17 protein-coding genes and 1 riboswitch are annotated in these 19,357 nt (G+C 52.0%); of the genes, 9 read left to right on the forward strand and 8 right to left on the reverse strand.

From position 1 onward, the window contains the following. The first annotated feature begins 7 nt into the window (after nucleotides 1–7). Nucleotides 8–1,117: an iron-sulfur cluster carrier protein ApbC gene (apbC, locus tag AC0LWE_RS12655; RefSeq protein ID WP_219347561.1), complete on the forward strand. Its 1,110-nt coding sequence runs from the start codon at nucleotides 8–10 to the stop codon at nucleotides 1,115–1,117. 23 nt (nucleotides 1,118–1,140) lie between these two features. On the opposite strand, the gene AC0LWE_RS12660 is transcribed toward apbC, so the two are convergent. Continuing rightward, on the reverse strand, nucleotides 1,141–1,623 hold the full coding sequence (locus AC0LWE_RS12660) for a GNAT family N-acetyltransferase (RefSeq protein ID WP_219347562.1): 483 nt from the start codon (nucleotides 1,621–1,623) through the stop codon (nucleotides 1,141–1,143). Next, a complete protein-coding gene (locus tag AC0LWE_RS12665) occupies nucleotides 1,571–1,900 on the reverse strand; it encodes an RcnB family protein (protein ID WP_216981158.1) in 330 nt (109 codons plus the stop codon). The genes AC0LWE_RS12660 and AC0LWE_RS12665 overlap by 53 nt, the downstream gene beginning before the upstream one ends. Before the next feature lie 484 nt (nucleotides 1,901–2,384). Here AC0LWE_RS12665 and AC0LWE_RS12670 point away from each other — a divergent pair, with 484 nt between their 5' ends. From AC0LWE_RS12670 to etk, 3 genes are read left to right on the forward strand one after another with little or no spacing between them, the layout of a single operon-like run. After that, nucleotides 2,385–3,524 (forward strand): polysaccharide export protein, encoded by a 1,140-nt coding sequence (locus tag AC0LWE_RS12670; RefSeq protein ID WP_202693182.1) that lies wholly within the window; start codon nucleotides 2,385–2,387, stop codon nucleotides 3,522–3,524. After that, nucleotides 3,512–3,958 carry an arsenate reductase/protein-tyrosine-phosphatase family protein gene (locus tag AC0LWE_RS12675; protein ID WP_059179228.1) on the forward strand — a complete coding sequence of 149 codons (447 nt, stop codon included), beginning with the start codon at nucleotides 3,512–3,514 and terminating at the stop codon, nucleotides 3,956–3,958. Before AC0LWE_RS12670 ends, AC0LWE_RS12675 begins: the two co-directional genes overlap by 13 nt. 15 nt (nucleotides 3,959–3,973) lie before the next feature. After that, the gene (etk, locus tag AC0LWE_RS12680; RefSeq protein ID WP_474265516.1) at nucleotides 3,974–6,154 is read left to right on the forward strand and encodes a tyrosine-protein kinase; all 2,181 of its coding nucleotides are present in this window, start codon (nucleotides 3,974–3,976) and stop codon (nucleotides 6,152–6,154) included. Between the two features lie 119 nt (nucleotides 6,155–6,273). Here etk and AC0LWE_RS12685 read toward each other — a convergent pair whose 3' ends face one another. The 3 genes from AC0LWE_RS12685 to AC0LWE_RS12695 all read right to left on the reverse strand — a co-directional run bounded on the left by AC0LWE_RS12685 (nucleotide 6,274) and on the right by AC0LWE_RS12695 (nucleotide 9,927). Then, on the reverse strand, nucleotides 6,274–7,740 hold the full coding sequence (locus AC0LWE_RS12685) for a pyridoxal phosphate-dependent decarboxylase family protein (RefSeq protein WP_202667499.1): 1,467 nt from the start codon (nucleotides 7,738–7,740) through the stop codon (nucleotides 6,274–6,276). 18 nt (nucleotides 7,741–7,758) lie between these two features. After that, entirely contained in the window at nucleotides 7,759–9,135 is a 1,377-nt protein-coding gene (locus AC0LWE_RS12690) for a diaminobutyrate--2-oxoglutarate transaminase (protein ID WP_202667500.1), read from the reverse strand. A gap of 288 nt (nucleotides 9,136–9,423) precedes the next feature. Further along, nucleotides 9,424–9,927, reverse strand: coding sequence for a hypothetical protein (locus AC0LWE_RS12695; RefSeq protein WP_219347564.1), 504 nt, complete (start codon nucleotides 9,925–9,927; stop codon nucleotides 9,424–9,426). Between the two features lie 670 nt (nucleotides 9,928–10,597). Next, a riboswitch (TPP riboswitch) is annotated at nucleotides 10,598–10,694 on the forward strand. Between the two features lie 35 nt (nucleotides 10,695–10,729). Between AC0LWE_RS12695 and thiM the strand changes: the two genes are divergently transcribed. Genes thiM through AC0LWE_RS12710 form a run of 3 tightly spaced genes read left to right on the forward strand, consistent with a single transcriptional unit; the run spans nucleotide 10,730 to nucleotide 13,093 of the window. Beyond that, a complete protein-coding gene (thiM, locus tag AC0LWE_RS12700) occupies nucleotides 10,730–11,500 on the forward strand; it encodes a hydroxyethylthiazole kinase (RefSeq protein WP_219347571.1) in 771 nt (256 codons plus the stop codon). Further along, a complete protein-coding gene (thiD, locus tag AC0LWE_RS12705; protein WP_219347572.1) occupies nucleotides 11,497–12,297 on the forward strand; it encodes a bifunctional hydroxymethylpyrimidine kinase/phosphomethylpyrimidine kinase in 801 nt (266 codons plus the stop codon). The genes thiM and thiD overlap by 4 nt, the downstream gene beginning before the upstream one ends. Before the next feature lie 49 nt (nucleotides 12,298–12,346). After that, on the forward strand, nucleotides 12,347–13,093 hold the full coding sequence (locus AC0LWE_RS12710) for a GntR family transcriptional regulator (protein WP_059179221.1): 747 nt from the start codon (nucleotides 12,347–12,349) through the stop codon (nucleotides 13,091–13,093). On the opposite strand, the gene AC0LWE_RS12715 is transcribed toward AC0LWE_RS12710, so the two are convergent. From AC0LWE_RS12715 to AC0LWE_RS12725, 3 genes are read right to left on the reverse strand one after another with little or no spacing between them, the layout of a single operon-like run. Beyond that, on the reverse strand, nucleotides 13,067–14,023 hold the full coding sequence (locus AC0LWE_RS12715) for a PfkB family carbohydrate kinase (protein ID WP_219347573.1): 957 nt from the start codon (nucleotides 14,021–14,023) through the stop codon (nucleotides 13,067–13,069). The genes AC0LWE_RS12710 and AC0LWE_RS12715 overlap by 27 nt on opposite strands. Next, nucleotides 14,020–15,024 (reverse strand): ADP-ribosylglycohydrolase family protein, encoded by a 1,005-nt coding sequence (locus AC0LWE_RS12720; RefSeq protein ID WP_219347574.1) that lies wholly within the window; start codon nucleotides 15,022–15,024, stop codon nucleotides 14,020–14,022. The genes AC0LWE_RS12715 and AC0LWE_RS12720 overlap by 4 nt, the downstream gene beginning before the upstream one ends. After that, nucleotides 15,021–16,298, reverse strand: a complete 1,278-nt coding sequence (locus AC0LWE_RS12725; protein ID WP_059179218.1) for a nucleoside permease — start codon at nucleotides 16,296–16,298, stop codon at nucleotides 15,021–15,023. Before AC0LWE_RS12725 ends, AC0LWE_RS12720 begins: the two co-directional genes overlap by 4 nt. Before the next feature lie 251 nt (nucleotides 16,299–16,549). On the opposite strand from AC0LWE_RS12725, the gene fbaB reads away from it, so the two are divergent. Beyond that, nucleotides 16,550–17,602 carry a class I fructose-bisphosphate aldolase gene (fbaB, locus tag AC0LWE_RS12730; protein WP_219347575.1) on the forward strand — a complete coding sequence of 351 codons (1,053 nt, stop codon included), beginning with the start codon at nucleotides 16,550–16,552 and terminating at the stop codon, nucleotides 17,600–17,602. A 588-nt stretch (nucleotides 17,603–18,190) separates the two neighbouring features. Beyond that, on the forward strand, nucleotides 18,191–19,345 hold the full coding sequence (locus tag AC0LWE_RS12735; protein WP_059179216.1) for a mandelate racemase family protein: 1,155 nt from the start codon (nucleotides 18,191–18,193) through the stop codon (nucleotides 19,343–19,345). Nucleotides 19,346–19,357: the final 12 nt, after the last annotated feature.

Raw genomic sequence — 19,357 nt, forward strand, 5'->3', positions numbered from 1 at the left:
AGTCGGGATGAGTCCTCAATCCCAGGCCAAATCACCGGAAGCCTTACGAGCAATGGTCGCCGGGACGCTGGCAAATTTTCAGCATCCAACACTGAAACACAATCTTACAACGCTGAAAGCGTTGCACCATGTGGCATGGCTGGATGACACTCTGCATATCGAAGTGCAGATGCCGTTTATCTGGACGAATGCTTTCGAGGCGCTCAAAGAGCAGTGCAGTTCAGATCTGCTGCGCATCACAGGCGCGAAAGCGATTGACTGGAAATTGACGCACAATATCGCCACGCTAAAACGCGTAAAAAACCAGGCGGGCGTGAATGGTGTTAAGAACATTATCGCCATCAGCTCGGGTAAAGGCGGAGTAGGAAAATCCTCTACCGCAGTCAATCTGGCGCTGGCGCTGGCGGCTGAAGGGGCAAAAGTCGGGATTCTTGATGCCGATATTTACGGCCCCTCTATCCCTAATATGTTAGGTGCGGAGAATCAACGTCCAACCTCACCGGATGGCACCCATATGGCGCCTATTATCGCTCATGGAGTGGCGACCAATTCTATTGGTTATCTCGTCACCGATGATAACGCGATGGTGTGGCGCGGCCCGATGGCCAGTAAAGCGCTGTTGCAAATGCTGCAGGAAACCCTGTGGCCGGATCTTGATTATCTGGTCCTGGATATGCCGCCGGGCACCGGCGACATTCAGCTGACGCTGGCGCAAAATATTCCTGTCACGGGTGCTGTTGTCGTTACGACGCCGCAGGATATTGCGCTGATCGACGCTAAAAAAGGCATCGTCATGTTTGAGAAGGTTGAAGTGCCGGTGCTGGGTGTTGTCGAAAATATGAGTGTGCATATTTGCAGCAACTGCGGGCATCACGAAGCGATCTTTGGTACTGGTGGCGCTGAGAAACTGGCCGAGCAGTATCACACACAGCTTCTCGGACAAATGCCGCTGCATATCACGCTGCGCGAAGATCTGGATAAGGGTAAGCCAACGGTTGTTAGCCGTCCTGAAAGCGAGTTTGCCGAGATGTATCGCCAGCTAGCAGGGCGCGTCGCAGCCCAGCTTTACTGGCAGGGTGAAGTCATTCCGGGTGAGATCGCCTTCCGCGCGGTTTAAACACGCATCTTACAGGCTGCCTGTCAGGGTAGCCTGTAATGCATCAGATAATATTCTCCGTCCGGAGAATCTCCCGTCGCTTCGATGTGCCAACCGTGTCGTTGATAAAACCTCACGGCGCGCTCATTTTTGACCAGACACTTCAGGGCACCCGTGCTGGTGAAGCTTTTCTGAACGTGTGTTAACAACGCGCTTCCTACGCCTGCGTGCAGCCGTTGCGGATCGACAAACAGATTGTGCAGAAAATTATCGTTAGTCCATACCGAGGCAAATCCAACCCGATGACCGTCATGGATGGCGACCCAGATTTGCTCATCACGCGTAGCGGCATCGAAATCTTCGAGTTGCCACCGATCGCTATTAAGCCACGGCCAGGCCACCCGGCGAGAATGCAAAAAGAGCGTCCGCAGGAAAGGGCGATCGCTTTCCTGCCAGGGTCTAACGATGATCGAATCAGCGGTGATAGAAAATATCCCCGTTGTACGCTTTATAAATTTTACCGTCATTATCGCCAATCAGGACGTAATTTTCGCCCATGTAAGTCCAGTGTGTCCCTGCGTCCGGCGCGGGAAGATTACGCAGTTGATATTGTTTGATGGTGTACTCAGGCGTTTGGTACTGCGCCGGAGCGGTGTCACCAATTTTAAATTTTGTAAAGTCGGCGATGAATTCTTGTTCTTCATAGGCTTGAATGCCTGATGGTGAAGCCGTTTGTGGGGCAGAATAAGCCGCACTGGTCAGTGACATCAAGACACCCAAAAGCAGCATTTTACGCTTAGTCATTTTCTCTCCGCTTAGACTTTTACTGTTACCTCAACCCACTGTCTCATGCAGTGTGGTCAACAGGCCATTTTAAATGGCATGGCTGTGCTTGTTCGATAAAAAATGTAACAAATTTGGGCAGGTTTGCACATGGATTGATTCAATTCTCACGGGAATGCATTGGTGTGAATTAATCATAGAAATTATGATTCGTGAGAAGTATTTGAGTAATGGATAAAGTATAAAACTGGACACTACAGTGAATGAATTTATTAACACGACGTTCTAGTATTTAAAATTCATGCGAATACCCTGCATGACTTTATAGCTGACAGTATTTTGGCTTGCAATGGATTGCTAAAACATTCGCTGGTTTGTTTTTTGTCCATTACCTGATAAGGGTTTAATTTAAGTTTTTGATAAACTTTAAATTAAGTATATCACTTGCTTGTCATTTATAAGCAAGCCCTAATGATTTCTTAGAAAGTAAGACCTCGCTATTTACATGAAAAATAAAATATCGCTGCCAATTTTAACACTGATAATAAGCTATTTGACCGGGTGTGCTGCTTTACCTGGGCAACAACTTGGCTTATCAGGTAAAAATATCATTCTTGCAACGGATGCAAATTTTAATATTAATGAGAAAGTTGATGTGTATACCGTTACGCCTTCTCTCATCGATATGTTACGTCCAACGACGTTGAAATCTCAGTCAAATCCTAGTCTGGATGAGCGATTAAAGAAGTGGGAATACCACGTTGACGTTGGTGACATCCTCACGATCACCGTCTGGGATCACCCGGAACTCACCACACCCGCGGGGCAATATCGCAGTGCGAGCGACACCGGTAACTGGGTCGCATCAGACGGGACTCTTTTCTACCCTTATATCGGTAAATTACATGTTGCTGGCAAAACAGTGTCGCAAATCCGCGAAGAGATCGCTGCTCGCCTGGATTCAGTGATCGAAAGTCCGCAAGTAGACGTTAGCGTCGCGTCCTTCCGCTCTCAAAAAGCGTATGTGACAGGTGAAGTCGTTAAATCCGGGCAACAACCTATCACCAATATTCCACTGACTGTGATGGATGCAGTGAATGCAGCGGGGGGATTGTCTCCTGATGCTGACTGGCGTGACGTAGTGCTCACGCATAACGGGCAGGACAGTCACATTTCGCTTTATGCGCTTATGCAACATGGCGATCTCACGCAAAATAAATTGCTTTATCCCGGCGACATTTTGTTTGTCCCACGCAACGATGCGCTGAAAGTTTTCGTGATGGGAGAAGTTGTCAAACAGAGCACATTCAAGATGGATCGCAGCGGAATGACGCTCGCGGAGGCATTAGGAAATGCCGGCGGGCTCAATCAGGATATGGCGGATGCAACGGGCATTTTTGTTATCCGCTCGGAAGCCAAAACCGCGAAATCAGGAAAAATTGCCAGCATTTACCAACTCAATGCTAAAGATGCCTCGGCGTTAGTATTGGGAACGGAATTCCAGCTACAGCCTTACGATATTGTGTACGTGACGACTGCGCCATTATCACAGTGGAATCGTGTCATTTCCCAACTCGTTCCGACAATCAGTGGCGTGCATGATCTGACTGAAACCGTTCGCTATATCAGAACGTGGCCGCAGTAATGATTAACTCCATTTTGGTGGTTTGCACCGGAAATATATGCCGCTCGCCTATAGGTGAGCGGTTGTTACGCCAGCAAATGCCTGGTTTAACCGTGGCGTCTGCTGGCGTGAGTGGCCTGGTCGGTCACTCGGCGGACGCACGAGCCCAGGAGGTGGCCGCGTTACACGGTATTTCGCTTGAAGGTCATGTTGCGCAAAAACTTAGCCTGGAGTTGATGCGCGCTTACGATCTTATTTTGGCAATGGAACCTGAACATCTGAACCATATTTCATCTATTGCACCTGAAATCAGAGGCCGATCGCTCCTCTTTGGGCAATGGCTACAACCTCGGGAGATTCCCGATCCGTTTCGTAAAAGTCATGAAGCGTATGAATACGTATTTGATCTGCTTGGCAAGGCGAGTCAGGAATGGACTCAACGACTGAGTCACTAAAGGAATTAAGCATTAATGTCTTCACATACTACAAACGGTTATGTCGCAGCGACTGAAAATCAGGAGGTTGATCTCATTCGTTTGCTGGGCGTCATGATCGACCATCGTCTGCTTATTTTGTGCATTACCTTCCTCTTTACTGCGATCGCAGGACTGTATGCGTGTGTGGCGACGCCGATTTACAAGGCAGACGCCATGGTGCAAATCGAAGGGAAACAGGATAACAGCCTGCTTAAAAATCTTGGCGAATTGAACCCAGAACTTTCTCCCGATGCGTTACCTGAAATTCAGTTACTCAAATCACGCATGATCCTCGGTAAAACGGTGGACGATCTTCATCTGAACTATGACGTAAAAAATTATTATTTCCCCGTGTTTGGGCGTATCTGGGGGCGGATGACGGGACGCAAACCCGCCACGTTGAGTCTCATCAATTTACATATACCCGCTGTGAAGGGTAAGGCTCAGTCGCTGACGCTGACGATACAGGATTCAAAGAATTATCGTATTGAAGGTGATGATTTTCAGGGGGAAGGCGTTGTAGGTGAATTTTTCGAAAAGAATGGAGTGTCTCTCTGGGTAAACTCGATGGTTGGGCCATCTGGAACGCGGTTTATTCTGAATGAACAATCGAAGCTGGAATCCATTAATGCACTTAACAACCGGTTTGCTGTCGTCGAAACGGCCAAGCAAAGTGGTGTGCTTAACCTGTCGCTAACGGGTCCGGATCCCGACTTGATTGCCCGTTCGTTGGATAGCATCACAGAAAACTATTTACGCCAAAACATAGATCGTCAGGCCGCTCAGGATGCGAAAAGTCTGGCATTTTTACAGCGAGAATTGCCGCAAATCCGGGCAGATCTGGATTTGGCCGAGGAGCGGCTCAATAGCTATCGTAAACAACGCGATTCTGTTGACTTAACGCTGCAAGCAAAGTCCGTACTGGAACAGATTGTTAACGCGGATAACCAGTTGAATGAACTCACGTTTCGTGAAGCGGAGATTTCTCAACTTTTTAAAAAGGATCACCCGACTTATCGGGCGTTGAATGAAAAGCGGCAAACACTTGAAAACGAAAAAGCGCGCCTGAATAAACGCGTGACCGCGATGCCTTCAACGCAACAGGAAATACTGCGCTTGAGCAGGGACGTTGATTCCGGCCGTGCGGTTTACCAACAGCTCCTGACGCGCCAGCAGGAGCTCAGTATTTCTCGCTCAAGCGCAATTGGTAACGTCCGGATTATTGACTCTGCGGTCACACAGCCTGAACCGATTAAACCTCAGAAACCATTAATCGTGGTAATAGGAGGCCTGTTGGGCTTAGTCCTTTCTTTGGGCATCGTCCTGCTGCGTATGGCAATGAAACGGGGTATCGAAACGCCTGAGCAACTCGAAATGCAGGGAATAACTGTTCTTGCAACGTTGCCGCGTTCTGAATGGCTGTGGAAAAAGACGCGTTTGCGGAGTAAGCGATTTATCAGCGAACGCTGGAATCACAGAACACGAAATGTTCCTTTCCTGCCCGTGGACAGGCCGGTCGATGTCTTTGTTGAGGCTATTCGTGGCCTGCGTACCAGCCTGCATTTTACCATGATGGGGACCCATAATCGCGTCATCATGCTGACGGGCCCTACGCAGGACTGCGGTAAGACGCTGGTGGCTACGTCACTTGCTGCCATCGTTGCGCAAGCTGGGCAGAAAGTGCTGTTTATCGATGCAGATATGCGCAAAGGTTATGTCCATCAGATATTTTCGCTCACCAACCGTTGCGGTCTGGCTGATGTGTTAATGGGAAAAGGGGGATATCAGGAAGCTATACAGCACTATGCGCCCGGTGGCGTTGATGTGCTGACCTGCGGCCAGGCGCCGACTAACCCTTCGGAGTTGCTCATCGGGGATGATTTCCAGCAGCTACTAAAATGGGCCAACGAGCATTATGAGATGGTTATCGTTGATACCCCCCCAATACTTGCTGTCACGGATGCGTCATTAGTGGGAAGAAGGTCGGGTACAACATTGCTGGTGGCGAGATTTGGTATGACTAGCGTCAAAGAGATGCAGGCATGCGTTAAACGCCTTCATCTGGCTGGCGTTTCTATAGATGGTGCCATTCTGAATGATGTTGTTAAATCCGCTGCCATCTATTACACCGCGGGTTATAGCTCGTATGAGTACCGTCAGGCGGCCGAAAAGTAAAACGATGATGTGCACTCAGCGCAGCGAACGGTAATTCTCCGTGTCGGCATGCGTGTAGAGGGCGCTTTCGATTGACTAAAATTGTTCCCCTCTCCATGAGAAGAGGGGAACAAGCAAGATTATTTTGCCAGAATTTCTTGCGCGGTGCGTTCTACCAGTGAAAGCAGCACGATAACATCATCCATCGTTACCGTTGGATTCAGCAGCGTCAGCTTCAGGCAGGTCACACCGTTGTGCTCGGTCACACCGACGTTCGCACGACCAGAATCGAGTAGCGCGTCACCAATTTTCTGATTCAACAATGCAATAGCTGCATCATTCAGATCATGCTCAGGACGGAAGCGGAACAGCACGCTTGCCAGCTGCGGCTGCATGACCAGTTCCAGTGCATTATGGTTCTGCACATACACAGCCACTTCCTGCGCCAGCGTGACGCCATGATCGATAATCGCGGCATACTGCTCCTGACCTAACGCTTCCAGGCTCATCCACAGCTTCAGCGCATCAAAGCGACGCGTGGTCTGTAATGATTTGGACACCAGGTTCGGAACGCCTTGCTCTTCGTCGAACTCAGAGTTCAGGTATGCCGCCTGGTAACGCATCAGCTCATAATGACGGGCTTCTTTCAGCAGAAACGCGCCGCAGCTGATGGTCTGGAAGAACTGCTTGTGGAAGTCCAGAGTGATCGAGTCCACCAGTTCAATGCCGTCCAGATAGTCACGATATTTCTCTGACATCAGCAGCGCGCCGCCCCATGCCGCATCGACATGCACCCAAATCTGCTGTTCTGCAGCCATCTCAGCAATCGCGCGCAGCGGATCAATTGCACCCGCATCGGTAGTGCCCGCAGTTGCCACGATTGCCAGAATTTGCTCGCCGTTAGCATTGCAGTGCGCAATTTTAGCAGCCAGATCGTTCAGGTCCATACGTGAACAATCGTCTGTTTTCACCTGGATAACAGACTGATAGCCAAGACCCAGCAGTGCCATATTCTTCTGCACCGAGAAGTGTGCGTTTTCAGAACATAACACGCGGATTTTGCGCAGATCGCCAACCAAACCGTCCTGCTGGATCGAATGACCTTTAGCCGCGAAGAAAGCATCGCGCGCCAGCATCAGCCCCATCAGATTGCTCTGGGTCCCGCCACTGGTAAACACGCCTGCATCACCGGATTGATAGCCAACACGGGTGCGCAGCCAGTCGATCAGCTTCATTTCAATAATGGTGGCTGAAGGACTCTGATCCCAGGAATCCATGCTCTGGTTAGTGGCGTTGATCAGCACTTCCGCCGCCTGGCTGACCACCAGGCTTGGGCAATGCAGATGCGCTACGCACTGTGGATGGTGCACAGACAGACTGTCTTTCAGGAAATACTCAACGGCACGCGCAATAGCCGCTTCGTTGCCGAGGCCTTTCTGCCCGAAATTCAGAGAAATGTTGTCGCGCAGTTCGGCAACGTTTTTCCCCTGATACATTTCAGACTGTTGTAGCCACTGCATAACCGCCTGAGAGCTTTGCTCGATAGCCTGCTGATAGGCCTCGATGCTCTGCGCCGATGACGACAGAATTGGGTTTGAATCAGACATCGTGTTCAATAACTCCGTTTACGCGGGGCGAACGCCCGCAGCAAGCAGGGCCTGCTCAAATTTATCCAGGAAGACGTTCAGCTCTTGCTCGCTGATCAGCAGGGACGGCAACAGACGCAGCACGACGCCATCACGGCCACCACGTTCCAGAATCAAACCGGCTTCGAAGCATTTTTTCTGAATCAGCGCGGACAACTCGCCATCGCCCGGGAAGCTACCCATATGATCGGGCGCTTCGTTTGGTTTCACGATCTCAATACCGATCATCAAACCCAGACCGCGTACGTGGCCAATCACCGGATAGCGTTTCTGCAATTCGGCCAGTTGGCCTTTCAGCCACTCGCCCTGTGCAGCCACCTTGTCGGCAATGTCCTGGTCTTTCAGAATTTTCAGCGTCGTCAGGCCGGTCGCCATCGCCAACTGATTACCACGGAAAGTACCAGTGTGATGACCTGGCGCCCAGGCATCAAACTGCTTTTTGATACCGAGAACGGCCAGCGGCAGACCGCCACCGACGGCTTTAGACATAACGATGATATCTGGCTCGATACCGGCGTGTTCAAAGGCGAAGAACTTACCAGTACGTGCAAAGCCCGCCTGAACTTCATCAAGGATCAGCAGAATGCCGTGTTCCTGAGTCACTTTACGAATGCGTTGCAGCCACTCAGCCGGAGCCGGGTTCACGCCGCCTTCACCCTGAACGGCTTCCAGAATCACGGCCGCAGGTTTACGCACGCCGCTTTCAACGTCGTTGATCAGGTTGTCGAAATAGTAAGTCAGCGCTTTCACGCCCGCGTCACCACCAATGCCCAGCGGGCAGCGGTACTGGTGCGGATAAGGCATGAACTGCACTTCTGGCATCATGTTATCGACCGCTTCTTTCGGTGACAGGTTACCTGTCACGGACAGCGCGCCGTGGGTCATGCCGTGATAGCCGCCGGAGAAGCTAATAATGCTGCTACGGCCGGTCACTTTTTTCGCCAGCTTCAGCGCAGCTTCAACGGCGTCAGCGCCGGATGGGCCGGTGAACTGCAGGCAATATTCTTTACCCTGGCCAGGGAGCAGAGAGAGCAGATATTCAGAAAACTCGTCTTTCAACGGAGTTGTCAGATCCAGTGTATGTAACGGCAAGCCGCTGGTAATGACATTTTGGATGCTTTTCAGCACATCAGGATGGTTATGGCCAAGCGCGAGGGTGCCAGCGCCTGCAAGACAGTCAAGGTATTCTTTATTATCTGCATCGGTAATCCATACGCCGTCTGCTTTAGTAATCGCTAAAGGCAGCTTGCGAGGATAACTCCTGACGTTCGATTCAAACTCGGCCTGACGGGCCAGATAGGTTTCGTTGCTTTTGTGGGCATCTACGGTGTCAATACGGACTTTATCCGTCATCATATCACTCCTACAACCGGGGCTGGCTTATACGCCTCGATTGAATTAATAGTTAGTTAAGGATGGGTCAGGTAAAAAACGCGGCCAATATAGAGCCTTTTGGCGCGTGGCTCAATGGTTAATTTGTTTACTGTTTTGTTACAATGTAAAGGTGTTGGCGAAGGGGAGGTAAATCGATGTTTTTGCTGTAGTTTTATCGTATCAAAACACAGAAAAAAATCTCACAGATCCGCGCACTCAAAAGCCGCGCTGATGAAAGCGATAAAGGCGGCTTTTTCGGCCGCCCGTACGTTACTTCTGAATGACCTGAAGTAATCCATTGTCTCTGCCCTGCGTCTTATTCCATGACGCATCGGTAATTCCGTTGTCGTCCAGGGTAATAGAAAGAACATATCCCGCGCCTTTAATTTCGTAAGCATTGGCATTGAAACGTTTTACTGTGGCTTTTTTGCCGTTAATAGTGGCAGTAAAGAAACCATTACTGACCGTTGCATGAATTCCATTTGCCGAGAATGACGCTTCACGTAATGGATCGGCAACGTGTGCGGCCTGCGCATGTTGATCTACACCATGATGATGATGCTTATTATCATATTGCTGCGCGTATACAGCTGAACGGTTGTACGCATTCTGAAGTGCTGCGGCGCGGATAACATTTTGATTATCATGCTCAACTTTATAACACGTATCCAGGCTTACACCCGTACTTGTGCAATTGGCAATGCGCTGTGATTCTGTCGTACAACCCGAAAGCGTCGCCGCGCAAACCAAAACCGCTAATATCATCTTCATCATTCATTGATCCTAATATGTTTTTATTAAACGACACTGTGAAATAAACTGGTTGTTTCCAGGTTATTTGTAGTGGTTAGGCATTTAAAGTGGTTGTTTCCATAATGACGAGACAATGAAATCCCAGTCATTGGCTGATGCAATTTTCTGCCATATTGCTAACCGTATTTTTATATATCACGCCGATAAAAATCCCTGTGCCGACCAGGGAAATCGATACGATTGCCGAGACAATAATAAGTTTTAACATTTTCTACCATATTATTATAAATCATTAAGTTTATAGCGACTCTTACACAGAAACGAATTGGTTACCTTGGGCAACTATCCCGTAATTCGCTTCATTTGCATTTGATTTAGATCACGTAATATACGAATGAATAAGTAATTATGGGTTGACTGATTATTATATATAGCGTTGTTTTAATTGATTTTATTTTGTTTGTAATAGTCTGAAGAGTTGGGCGTGAATAGGGTTTTATTCATGGGGGAAAGATTATTAATCCTAAAAAATCAAGGATATTTAATGTTTACATATATAGGTAGTGACTCAACCTAAGTACGCCTGAAATAATAAATGTTTACAGCATTTTATGATCGGGAAAGAGGGGGCTAAGACGCTTGCTTAAGATAATCACTTCCTCTACGCTGTCCCGATTACTGATGTTTTAGGTAATTTGACTCGGGGTGCCCTTCCTTGTGAAGGCTGAGAAATACCCGTACCACCTGATCTGGATAATGCCAGCGTAGGGAAGTCAGGTGACTTTTAGGGTTATCGCTTCTTCGCGCAAGGCAGGAGCGAAATATGCAGCCTGACCGACTCGATTTACACGCCTTACATCACTTCCGTACGCGTTCCCCGCTCACACACTGCATGACCAACGATGTGGTGCAAACCTTTACGGCCAACGTATTGCTGGCACTTGACGCGTCTCCCGCAATGGTGATTGAAGCCGAAGAGGCAGAGCAATTTGCCGCGATGGCTGATGCCTTACTGATCAACGTCGGAACGCTGACCGCGCCGCGCGCGCAAGCGATGCGTCGGGCAATTGAAAGTGCAGTGGCCGCTGGAAAACCGTGGACGTTGGATCCCGTCGCCGTGGGTGCGCTTGCGTACCGCACCCGTTTTTGCCAGCAAATCCTCTCACTCAAACCTGCGGCGATCCGCGGTAATGCCTCGGAAATTCTCGCGCTTGCCGGTATGAGCGCCGGTGGGCGAGGCGTTGACACCACCGATACCGCTTCCAGTGCGTTGCCTGCCGCGATAGCCCTTGCCCGACAGACCAATGCCATTGTCGCGGTGACGGGCGAAGTGGATTACATCACCGATGGGCAACGCACGCAGAGCATCACCGGGGGCGATGTGATGATGACGCGCGTCGTGGGGACCGGCTGTGCGCTATCGGCCGTTGTCGCGGCAAGCTGTTCATTGCCTGGCGACCGGCTGGACAATGTTGCCGCGGCATGCGGGTTTATGAAACACGCCGGAAGCGTGGCTATCAAACAAAGCCGTGGACCGGGAAGCTTTGCCTGCACATTTATTGACGCACTCTGGAACTTGGAGGTGCAGGCATGAAACGTATCAACGCATTAACCATTGCTGGCACTGATCCGAGTGGTGGCGCCGGGATTCAGGCGGATCTGAAAACCTTCTCCGCCCTTGGGGCGTATGGCTGCTCGGTCATTACCGCACTGGTGGCGCAAAATACGCGCGGCGTGCAGTCGGTGTATCGTATCGAACCGGATTTTGTCGGTGCCCAGCTGGACTCTGTGTTCAGCGATGTTCGCATTGATTCCACCAAAATCGGCATGCTGGCAGAGGCGGATATCGTGGAAGCGGTCGCGGAGCGCCTCAAACATTATCGCGTTAAAAACGTGGTACTTGATACGGTGATGCTGGCGAAAAGTGGCGATCCGCTGCTATCTCCTGCTGCAGTCGAAACTCTGCGAAAACATCTTCTGCCGCACGTCGCGCTGATCACGCCAAATTTGCCGGAGGCGGCGGCGCTGCTGGATGCGCCTCATGCCCGTACCGAGCACGAGATGAAAGAGCAGGGGCGCGCACTTCTGGCGCTTGGCTGCGAGGCAGTGCTGATGAAAGGCGGCCATCTTGACGATCCTGAAAGCCCGGACTGGCTCTTCACGCGTGAGCGTATCCAGCGATTCACCGCGCCACGCGTCATGACCAAAAACACCCATGGTACCGGCTGCACGCTATCGGCAGCGCTGGCTGCACTCCGCCCACGTCATGATAGTTGGGAGGATACGGTGATGGAGGCCAAAATTTGGCTATCGCGCGCGCTGGAAAAAGCTGACAGTCTCGAAGTCGGTCACGGTATTGGCCCGGTACACCATTTTCATGCATGGTGGTAATGCCCCGAACGAGTATACTGGATAAGGATTTTCGGCCTGGAAAAGAGAGATGGAACAAGCGCATACCCGGTTAATTGCTCAGCTAAATGAACGTATTGCGGCAGCGGATAATACTCCGTTATACCTCAAGTTCGCCGAGACGGTAAAAAACGCCGTCCGTAGCGGCGCGCTGGAGCATGGCAATATTTTGCCGGGTGAACGCGATTTGAGCCAACTGACCGGTGTGTCACGCATCACCGTGCGTAAAGCGATGCAGGCGCTGGAAGAAGAGGGCGTGGTGACGCGCGCCCGCGGTTACGGGACGCAAATCAACAATATCTTTGAATACTCGCTGAAAGAGGCGCGCGGATTTTCTCAGCAGGTTGTGTTGCGTGGCAAAAAACCTGACACGCTGTGGGTCAACAAGCGGATCGTGAAATGCCCGGATGACGTGGCGGGGGAATTGTCCATCGCTCCGCAAAGTGACGTTTTTATGCTTAAACGCATTCGCTACGTGGACGAAGATGCGGTCTCCATTGAAGAGTCCTGGGTTCCGGTTGGACTCATTCACGACCCGGATGCAATTGGTATTTCACTGTATGACTATTTCCGTAGCCAAAACGTTTTCCCGCAGCGCACGCGTTCTCGTGTGAGCGCCCGGATGCCGGACAGTGAGTTCCAGAAGCATATCAACATGGACGAAAAAATTCCGGTGCTGGTGATCAAGCAGGTTGCGCTTGACCAGCAACACCGGCCCATTGAGTACAGCATCAGCTACTGCCGAAGCGATTTATATGTCTTTGTGTGCGAGGAGTAATGCCTCGCGCGTCGGCGCACAGTCGCCGCCGCGGTGACTGACGACCCACGCCGCCACTGCATTTCCCAGCGCGACAGCATCAGCAAAGCCCCAGCCCGCCGCTAGCCCGGCAAGCGTTCCGCCCGCGTGGCTGTCGCCTGCCCCGATCGTGTCCACCACGGTTGCGGGAAACGCCGCCACATGGCCGGTGTTTTCGCCGTCGTAATACCACGCGCCGTCTTTGTCATAACGCACGATCAGCGGGCAGCCATAGCGCTTCTGCCAGGCTTTGCCCAGTGACGCGTCATCAGCGCCAATACACGCGGCGGCGATATGCGCCTCCTGACGGTTAAGCGAAACAATCGGTTTGCAGGCCATAATCCGCGCCATTAATGCATCCGGAATATCTTCGAAGCGCGGGCCGAAATCGATAAACGGGGTGACGTCGCGCAGTTGCTCCAGCCAGCAGGTGAGCAACTCACCACAGGGTGCGGCCAACTGATAGCCGGATAAATAGACCAGGCTATTTGCGGGCACAACGAGTGTGTCCAGCCAGCGCTGCTGCCACTGATTTTCCACACCGCTGAACGACATAAACGTGCGCTCGCCGTCTGGCTCAACCAGCGCCAGGCACCAGCCGTTATCGCCCGTTTCGGCTTCCACCGCGCTATGCAGATCCTGCGCTGCCATCGCGTTGCGAATGATATCCGCCCAAACACCATGCCCCACCGGCAGCGCGTTTTGCGCGTCAATACCCAGACGTTTCAGCGCGATGGCAATATTCAGCGCGCATCCGCCAATATTAACGCCCTGTTGCTTAAGCTCAATATCGCAGCCGCGCCAGGGCAGGGCGTAAGCGTCGGCGATCACGTCGATGACCGCTGCGCCCAGTATCGTCACCGGACGCTGTGCTGTTAGCGACTCAAGACGGCGGGAAAATCCTGTGTTCATGTGCCCTCTCTTTGTTCCCGATAGTGCAGCAGTTTTTCGCTGTAATACTCAAAATTGAGCTGATTGACCGCATCCAGTTCAGCTTTAAATTCCGGGTTAATGGCCTGAACACCGTGTAATGCGCCACAAATGGCCGTTGCCATTGCCCCGATAGTGTCCGTATCGCCGCCGAGATTGGCGCACAATATGGCGCAGCGATTGGGGTCGGTGCCGGCAAGTTCTACCATCGCAATTGCGGCCGGAACGGATTCGATCGTGCTCGTTCCTGCGCCGATCAGCTGATAAATCCGCTCGCTGGCGGATTCGATGCCGTTGGCTTCACGTACGGTTTTCAACGCCAGTTCGAGACGTGCTGCCAGCGACGCGCTAAAGGTCGTAACGTTGGATTCTTGCGCGTAGCGCGCAATGCCGGGTAGGGCGTCGACAATGTTCTGCCAGCACTCGCCGTCTATCGCGCGGGAAATCGCCCACGAAATCACTACCGCACCGGCAATCGCCAGATCCGATTTGTGCGTCGGGCTGGATGCGAGCGCAACCTGACCCACAAAATGTTCAAGACGGGTGACCGGGAGCAGGCAGCCCAGCGGTGAGGCGCGCATTGCCGCACCGTTCGTCACGCCGTTATTTTCCAGTTCACTGACGGGCTTCCCGTCGCGAATGGCGTTCAACGCAATTTTAGACGTCGGGCCGAGCACATTTTTGTTGAAGGCATCGAACCGGTTTGCCCACAGCAGGATGTGCTTCCCAATGGTGTCAGCATGAATCTGTCCGTCGCACTCGATGATGGCATCGGCCAGCGCCAGTGCCATGGAAGTATCATCGGTAAACTCCGCGCGACCAAAATAGCAGGCGGCGTTGTTCTCTGCAGGCCCCGGCAAAAAGCGGTCTATCCAGCCGAAGTGCGCTTTGACACGGCTGCGCGGCCACAGCTCCGACGGCATGCCCATTGCGTCTCCCAGCGTCTGCCCATAAAGGGCACCGAGAATACGTTCTACTTTCATTTAACTTCCCCTCGTGTCAGCGCGGTATCGCCATCAACCACCTCAATTGCGGTGATCTCTTTATCCGATTCGCGGAAAAACAGCATAAACAGCACGGCGATAACGGCGATCATGATGCCGCCGAACGCCCACATTCCGGCCCAGTTGAAGGTCAACCCATTCACCGGCTCTTTATAAGCAAACATTTTTTCCATCATCACGCCGCCCAGGCGGTAGCCTAAAAGACTGCCAAAACCCTGACAGCACAGCGTGATCAATCCTTGCGCGGCGGTGCGCATATGCACTGGCGCTTTCTTATCCACGTAGATATAGGCGGTGACGTAATAGAAGTCGTAGCTCACACCGTGCAGCAAAATACCGAGGAACAGCAGGCCGTAGGTGAAGTACTCGTCCGCACCGCCAAAGACGAAAAAGGCGTAACGGATGGCGGCGGTGATAAGACCTAATAACAGAACCTTTTTGATACCAAAGCGCTTGGTAAAAAACGGCAGCGCCAGCATAAAGAAGATCTCGGAGAACTGGCCGAGCGTCATCCAGCCGGTGGCATTTTTCATGCCGACTTCAGTGAGATACCCGTTAGCGAAGATGTAATAAAACGCCAGCGGCATTGCGAACAGGAATGAACAGAAGAAGAACACCAGGAAATTTTTGTCGCGCAGCAGGATCAACGCGTCCAGCCCCAGCATGACTTTAATGTCCATTTTCCCCGTGCTCTTCGGCGGCGTGTTGGGCAGGAACAGCGCGAAGACACCCAGTACGACAGAGCTCGCTGCCGTCATAAGCAGTGGAATATTGGTATCAGAAATATCGTTATAACCCATCATTTGCGGTAAGAACCCGCAGGCCAGACCCGACGCAATCCAGCCAATTGTGCCCATCACGCGGATGCGCGGGAAGTCGGCTTCCACATCGTCCACGTTGGAGAAGGCGATGCTGTTGGTCAGCGCGATGGTTGGCATGTAGGTCAGTGAATAGGCCAGCAGAAGCGGGAAGAAGCTGCTGAATTCGGTTTGCTGTGCGGCGAAATAAATCAAGGCAGCACCAACAAACATCAGCAGCGACAATACTTTTTGCGCGGCAAAGAAACGGTCGGTCAGGGAGCCAACAAGAATCGGCGAGAGGATGGCAGCGATGGCGGTACAGGCGTAAGACCAGCCAATTTCGCCAGCGGTAAAGCCGCTTTTGCTCAGCCACAGCCACAGCGGCACAAACCAGGCGCCCCAGATAAACCATTCAACAAACATCATGAATGACAGTTGGACTTTCGTTTTCATTATTTAATCCTGCATGTCAGAGAGGGTACGCCTTTAACATACCATTCAATAATACCTTTTAAATACCTTTGTGATGAATCTTTGATCAATGTAACGGTTTTGTTGTACACGAAACGCGCCAGCACAGTGTGCTGAAAAAAAGCGCAGGCGGTGGAAATTCTGCTGTGTCGGTACCAGGCTTAGTCTGCCCATGAAATTTGGGTTTGGTTCACTCGCTCCGACATGACGTCGGAACTTACGGGAGCATCACTATGACTGATATTGCGCAGTTGCTTGGCAAAGACGCCGACAGCCTTTTACAGCATCGTTGTATGACTATTCCAGCCGAGCAGCTCTATCTGCCGGGCCATGATTATGTTGACCGCGTCATGATTGATAACAACCGGCCGCCGGCAGTGCTGCGGAACATGCAGACGCTTTACAACACCGGACGGCTGAGCGGAACCGGCTACCTGTCCATTTTGCCCGTTGACCAGGGCGTGGAGCACTCTGCTGGCGCATCATTTGCCGCGAATCCGCTCTATTTTGATCCGAAGAACATTGTTGAGCTGGCGATAGAAGCCGGCTGTAACTGTGTCGCGTCGACCTACGGCGTGCTGGCTTCGGTGTCACGTCGCTATGCACACCGCATTCCATTCCTCGTTAAGCTCAACCATAACGAGACGCTGAGTTATCCCACTGAATATGACCAAACGCTGTACGCCAGCGTGGAGCAGGCTTTTAACATGGGTGCGGTGGCGGTCGGGGCGACCATTTACTTTGGTTCTGAGCAGTCGCGTCGGCAGATTGAAGAGATCTCCGCAGCCTTTGAGCGCGCGCACGAGCTGGGGTTGGTGACCGTGCTGTGGGCGTATCTGCGTAATAATGCGTTCAAGAAAGACGGCGTGGATTATCACGTCTCTGCAGACCTTACCGGTCAGGCCAACCATCTTGCGGCCACCATCGGCGCAGATATCGTGAAGCAAAAAATGGCTGAAAATAACGGCGGCTACAAAGCGGTGAATTTTGGCTATACGGACGACCGCGTCTACAGCAAATTGACCAGCGATAACCCCATCGATCTGGTGCGCTACCAGCTTGCGAACTGCTATATGGGGCGTGCCGGGTTGATTAACTCCGGCGGTGCGGCAGGCGGTGAAACCGATTTAACTGATGCGGTACGGACAGCGGTTATCAACAAACGCGCTGGTGGGATGGGGCTGATCCTCGGTCGAAAAGCGTTTAAAAAGACGATGGCCGATGGCGTTAAGCTGATAAATGCGGTGCAGGATGTCTATCTGGATAGCAAAGTGACGATTGCGTAAATTTCCCCTCACCCTAACCCTCTCCCGGTGGGAGAGGGAATCGCCCGGTGCACTCTTTTCTCTCTCAATTTTCCTTCACACTATCCTCTGCAACGGAGAGACGAAATGCTCAGTGCATTTCTCCTTCAATTTTCCTCTCACACTATTCCTCTGCAACGGAGAGACGAAATGCTCAGTGCTTTTCTCCCTCAATTTTCCTTCACACTATTCCTCTGCAACGGAGAGACGAAATGCCCAGTGCTTTTCTCCCTCAATTTTCCCCTCACACTATTCCTCTGCAACGGAGAGACGAAGTGCTCAGTGCTTTCTCCCTCTCCCGTGGGAGAGGGCTGGGGTGAGGGCACCAGACCGCACGGTTAAAATCCGAAACCTAATTTCATTTCAGTCAAACTCGCCGCCCGATCCACTTCACAGTTCTCTGTCCTTTTGTGAAAAGTATCACTCCCTCCCGTGCATATGCACAATAAATGGCCGATGCTTAGCGGAATTTGTCTAAGGCCGTGGATGAATTTTGCGCTTAAAGTTAGTTTCGAAACAGCTTTTCAAATTACGACGTCGCTCTGACCTCTGTTGTGTTAAGGACTGATAATGAAAATTGAATCTGTAAACGTCACCGTCTTCCAGTATCCCACGCGTCGGGTGTCCGACACCGCCGGGCACTCGCATCCTGGACCTGAAAGCATGGCCAAAATGGCGATGCTGACGATTACCGCAGACGATGGCACCAAAGGGTATTCATTTGCGCCGCCGGAAGTGGTGCGCCCTTTTGTTGTGAATACCTTCTTTCGTAAAGTGCTGGTCGGCCAGGATGCGTTCAACCGCGAACGCATCTGGCAGGATCTGGCGCACTGGCAGCGCGGCAGCGCGCATCAGCTTACCGAACGCGCCCTGTCGTTTGTGGAGCAAGCGCTGTGGGATCTGATCGGTCGCAAACTGAATATGCCCGTGTGGAAACTATTGGGCGGGTTCCGCGATAAAGTGCCTGCGTACGGCAGCACCATGTGCGGTGACGATCTGCCGGGTGGCCTCTCGACGCCGGACGAATACGCAAGCTTTGCTGAAAAACTGGTGGCGCGCGGTTATAAAGCCATCAAGCTGCACACCTGGATGCCGCCGGTTTCCTTCGCGCCAAACCCCAAAATGGACGTCAAAGCGTGCGCTGCCGTGCGTGAAGCGGTCGGTCCGGATATCGACCTGATGATCGACGGCTATCACTGGTACAGCCGTACCGAAGCGCTGTACATCGGCAAAGAGCTGGAGAAACTCGACTTTGCCTGGTTCGAAGAACCGATGGAAGAAGAGAGCATGTCCTCTTACGCCTGGCTTGCTGAAAACCTGTCCATCCCAATCATTGGCCCGGAAAGCCTCGGCGGAAAACACCACAGCCGCGCCGACTGGGTTAAGGCGGGTGCGTGCGACATCTTACGCGCAGGCGCAAACGGTGTGGGCGGCATTTCCCCGACGCTCAAAGTGGCGAACCTTGCTGAGTCGTTTGGCATGGATTGCGAAGTCCACGGCAACGGCGCTGCAAGCCTGGCAGTTATCGGTGCCATCAAGAACTGCCGCTGGTACGAACGCGGTCTGTTGCATCCGTTCCTGGATTACGATGAACCCGCCGCCTACCTCAACAGTATCGTCGATCCGATGGATGAAAACGGCATTGTCAGCCTGCCGACTGGCCCAGGACTGGGCGAAGACATTAATTTTGCGTATATCGAAAACAATACCGTCAGCCACGACTGACACATAACGATA

The sequence above is a fragment of the Lelliottia sp. RD5 genome (genome assembly GCF_056032945.1).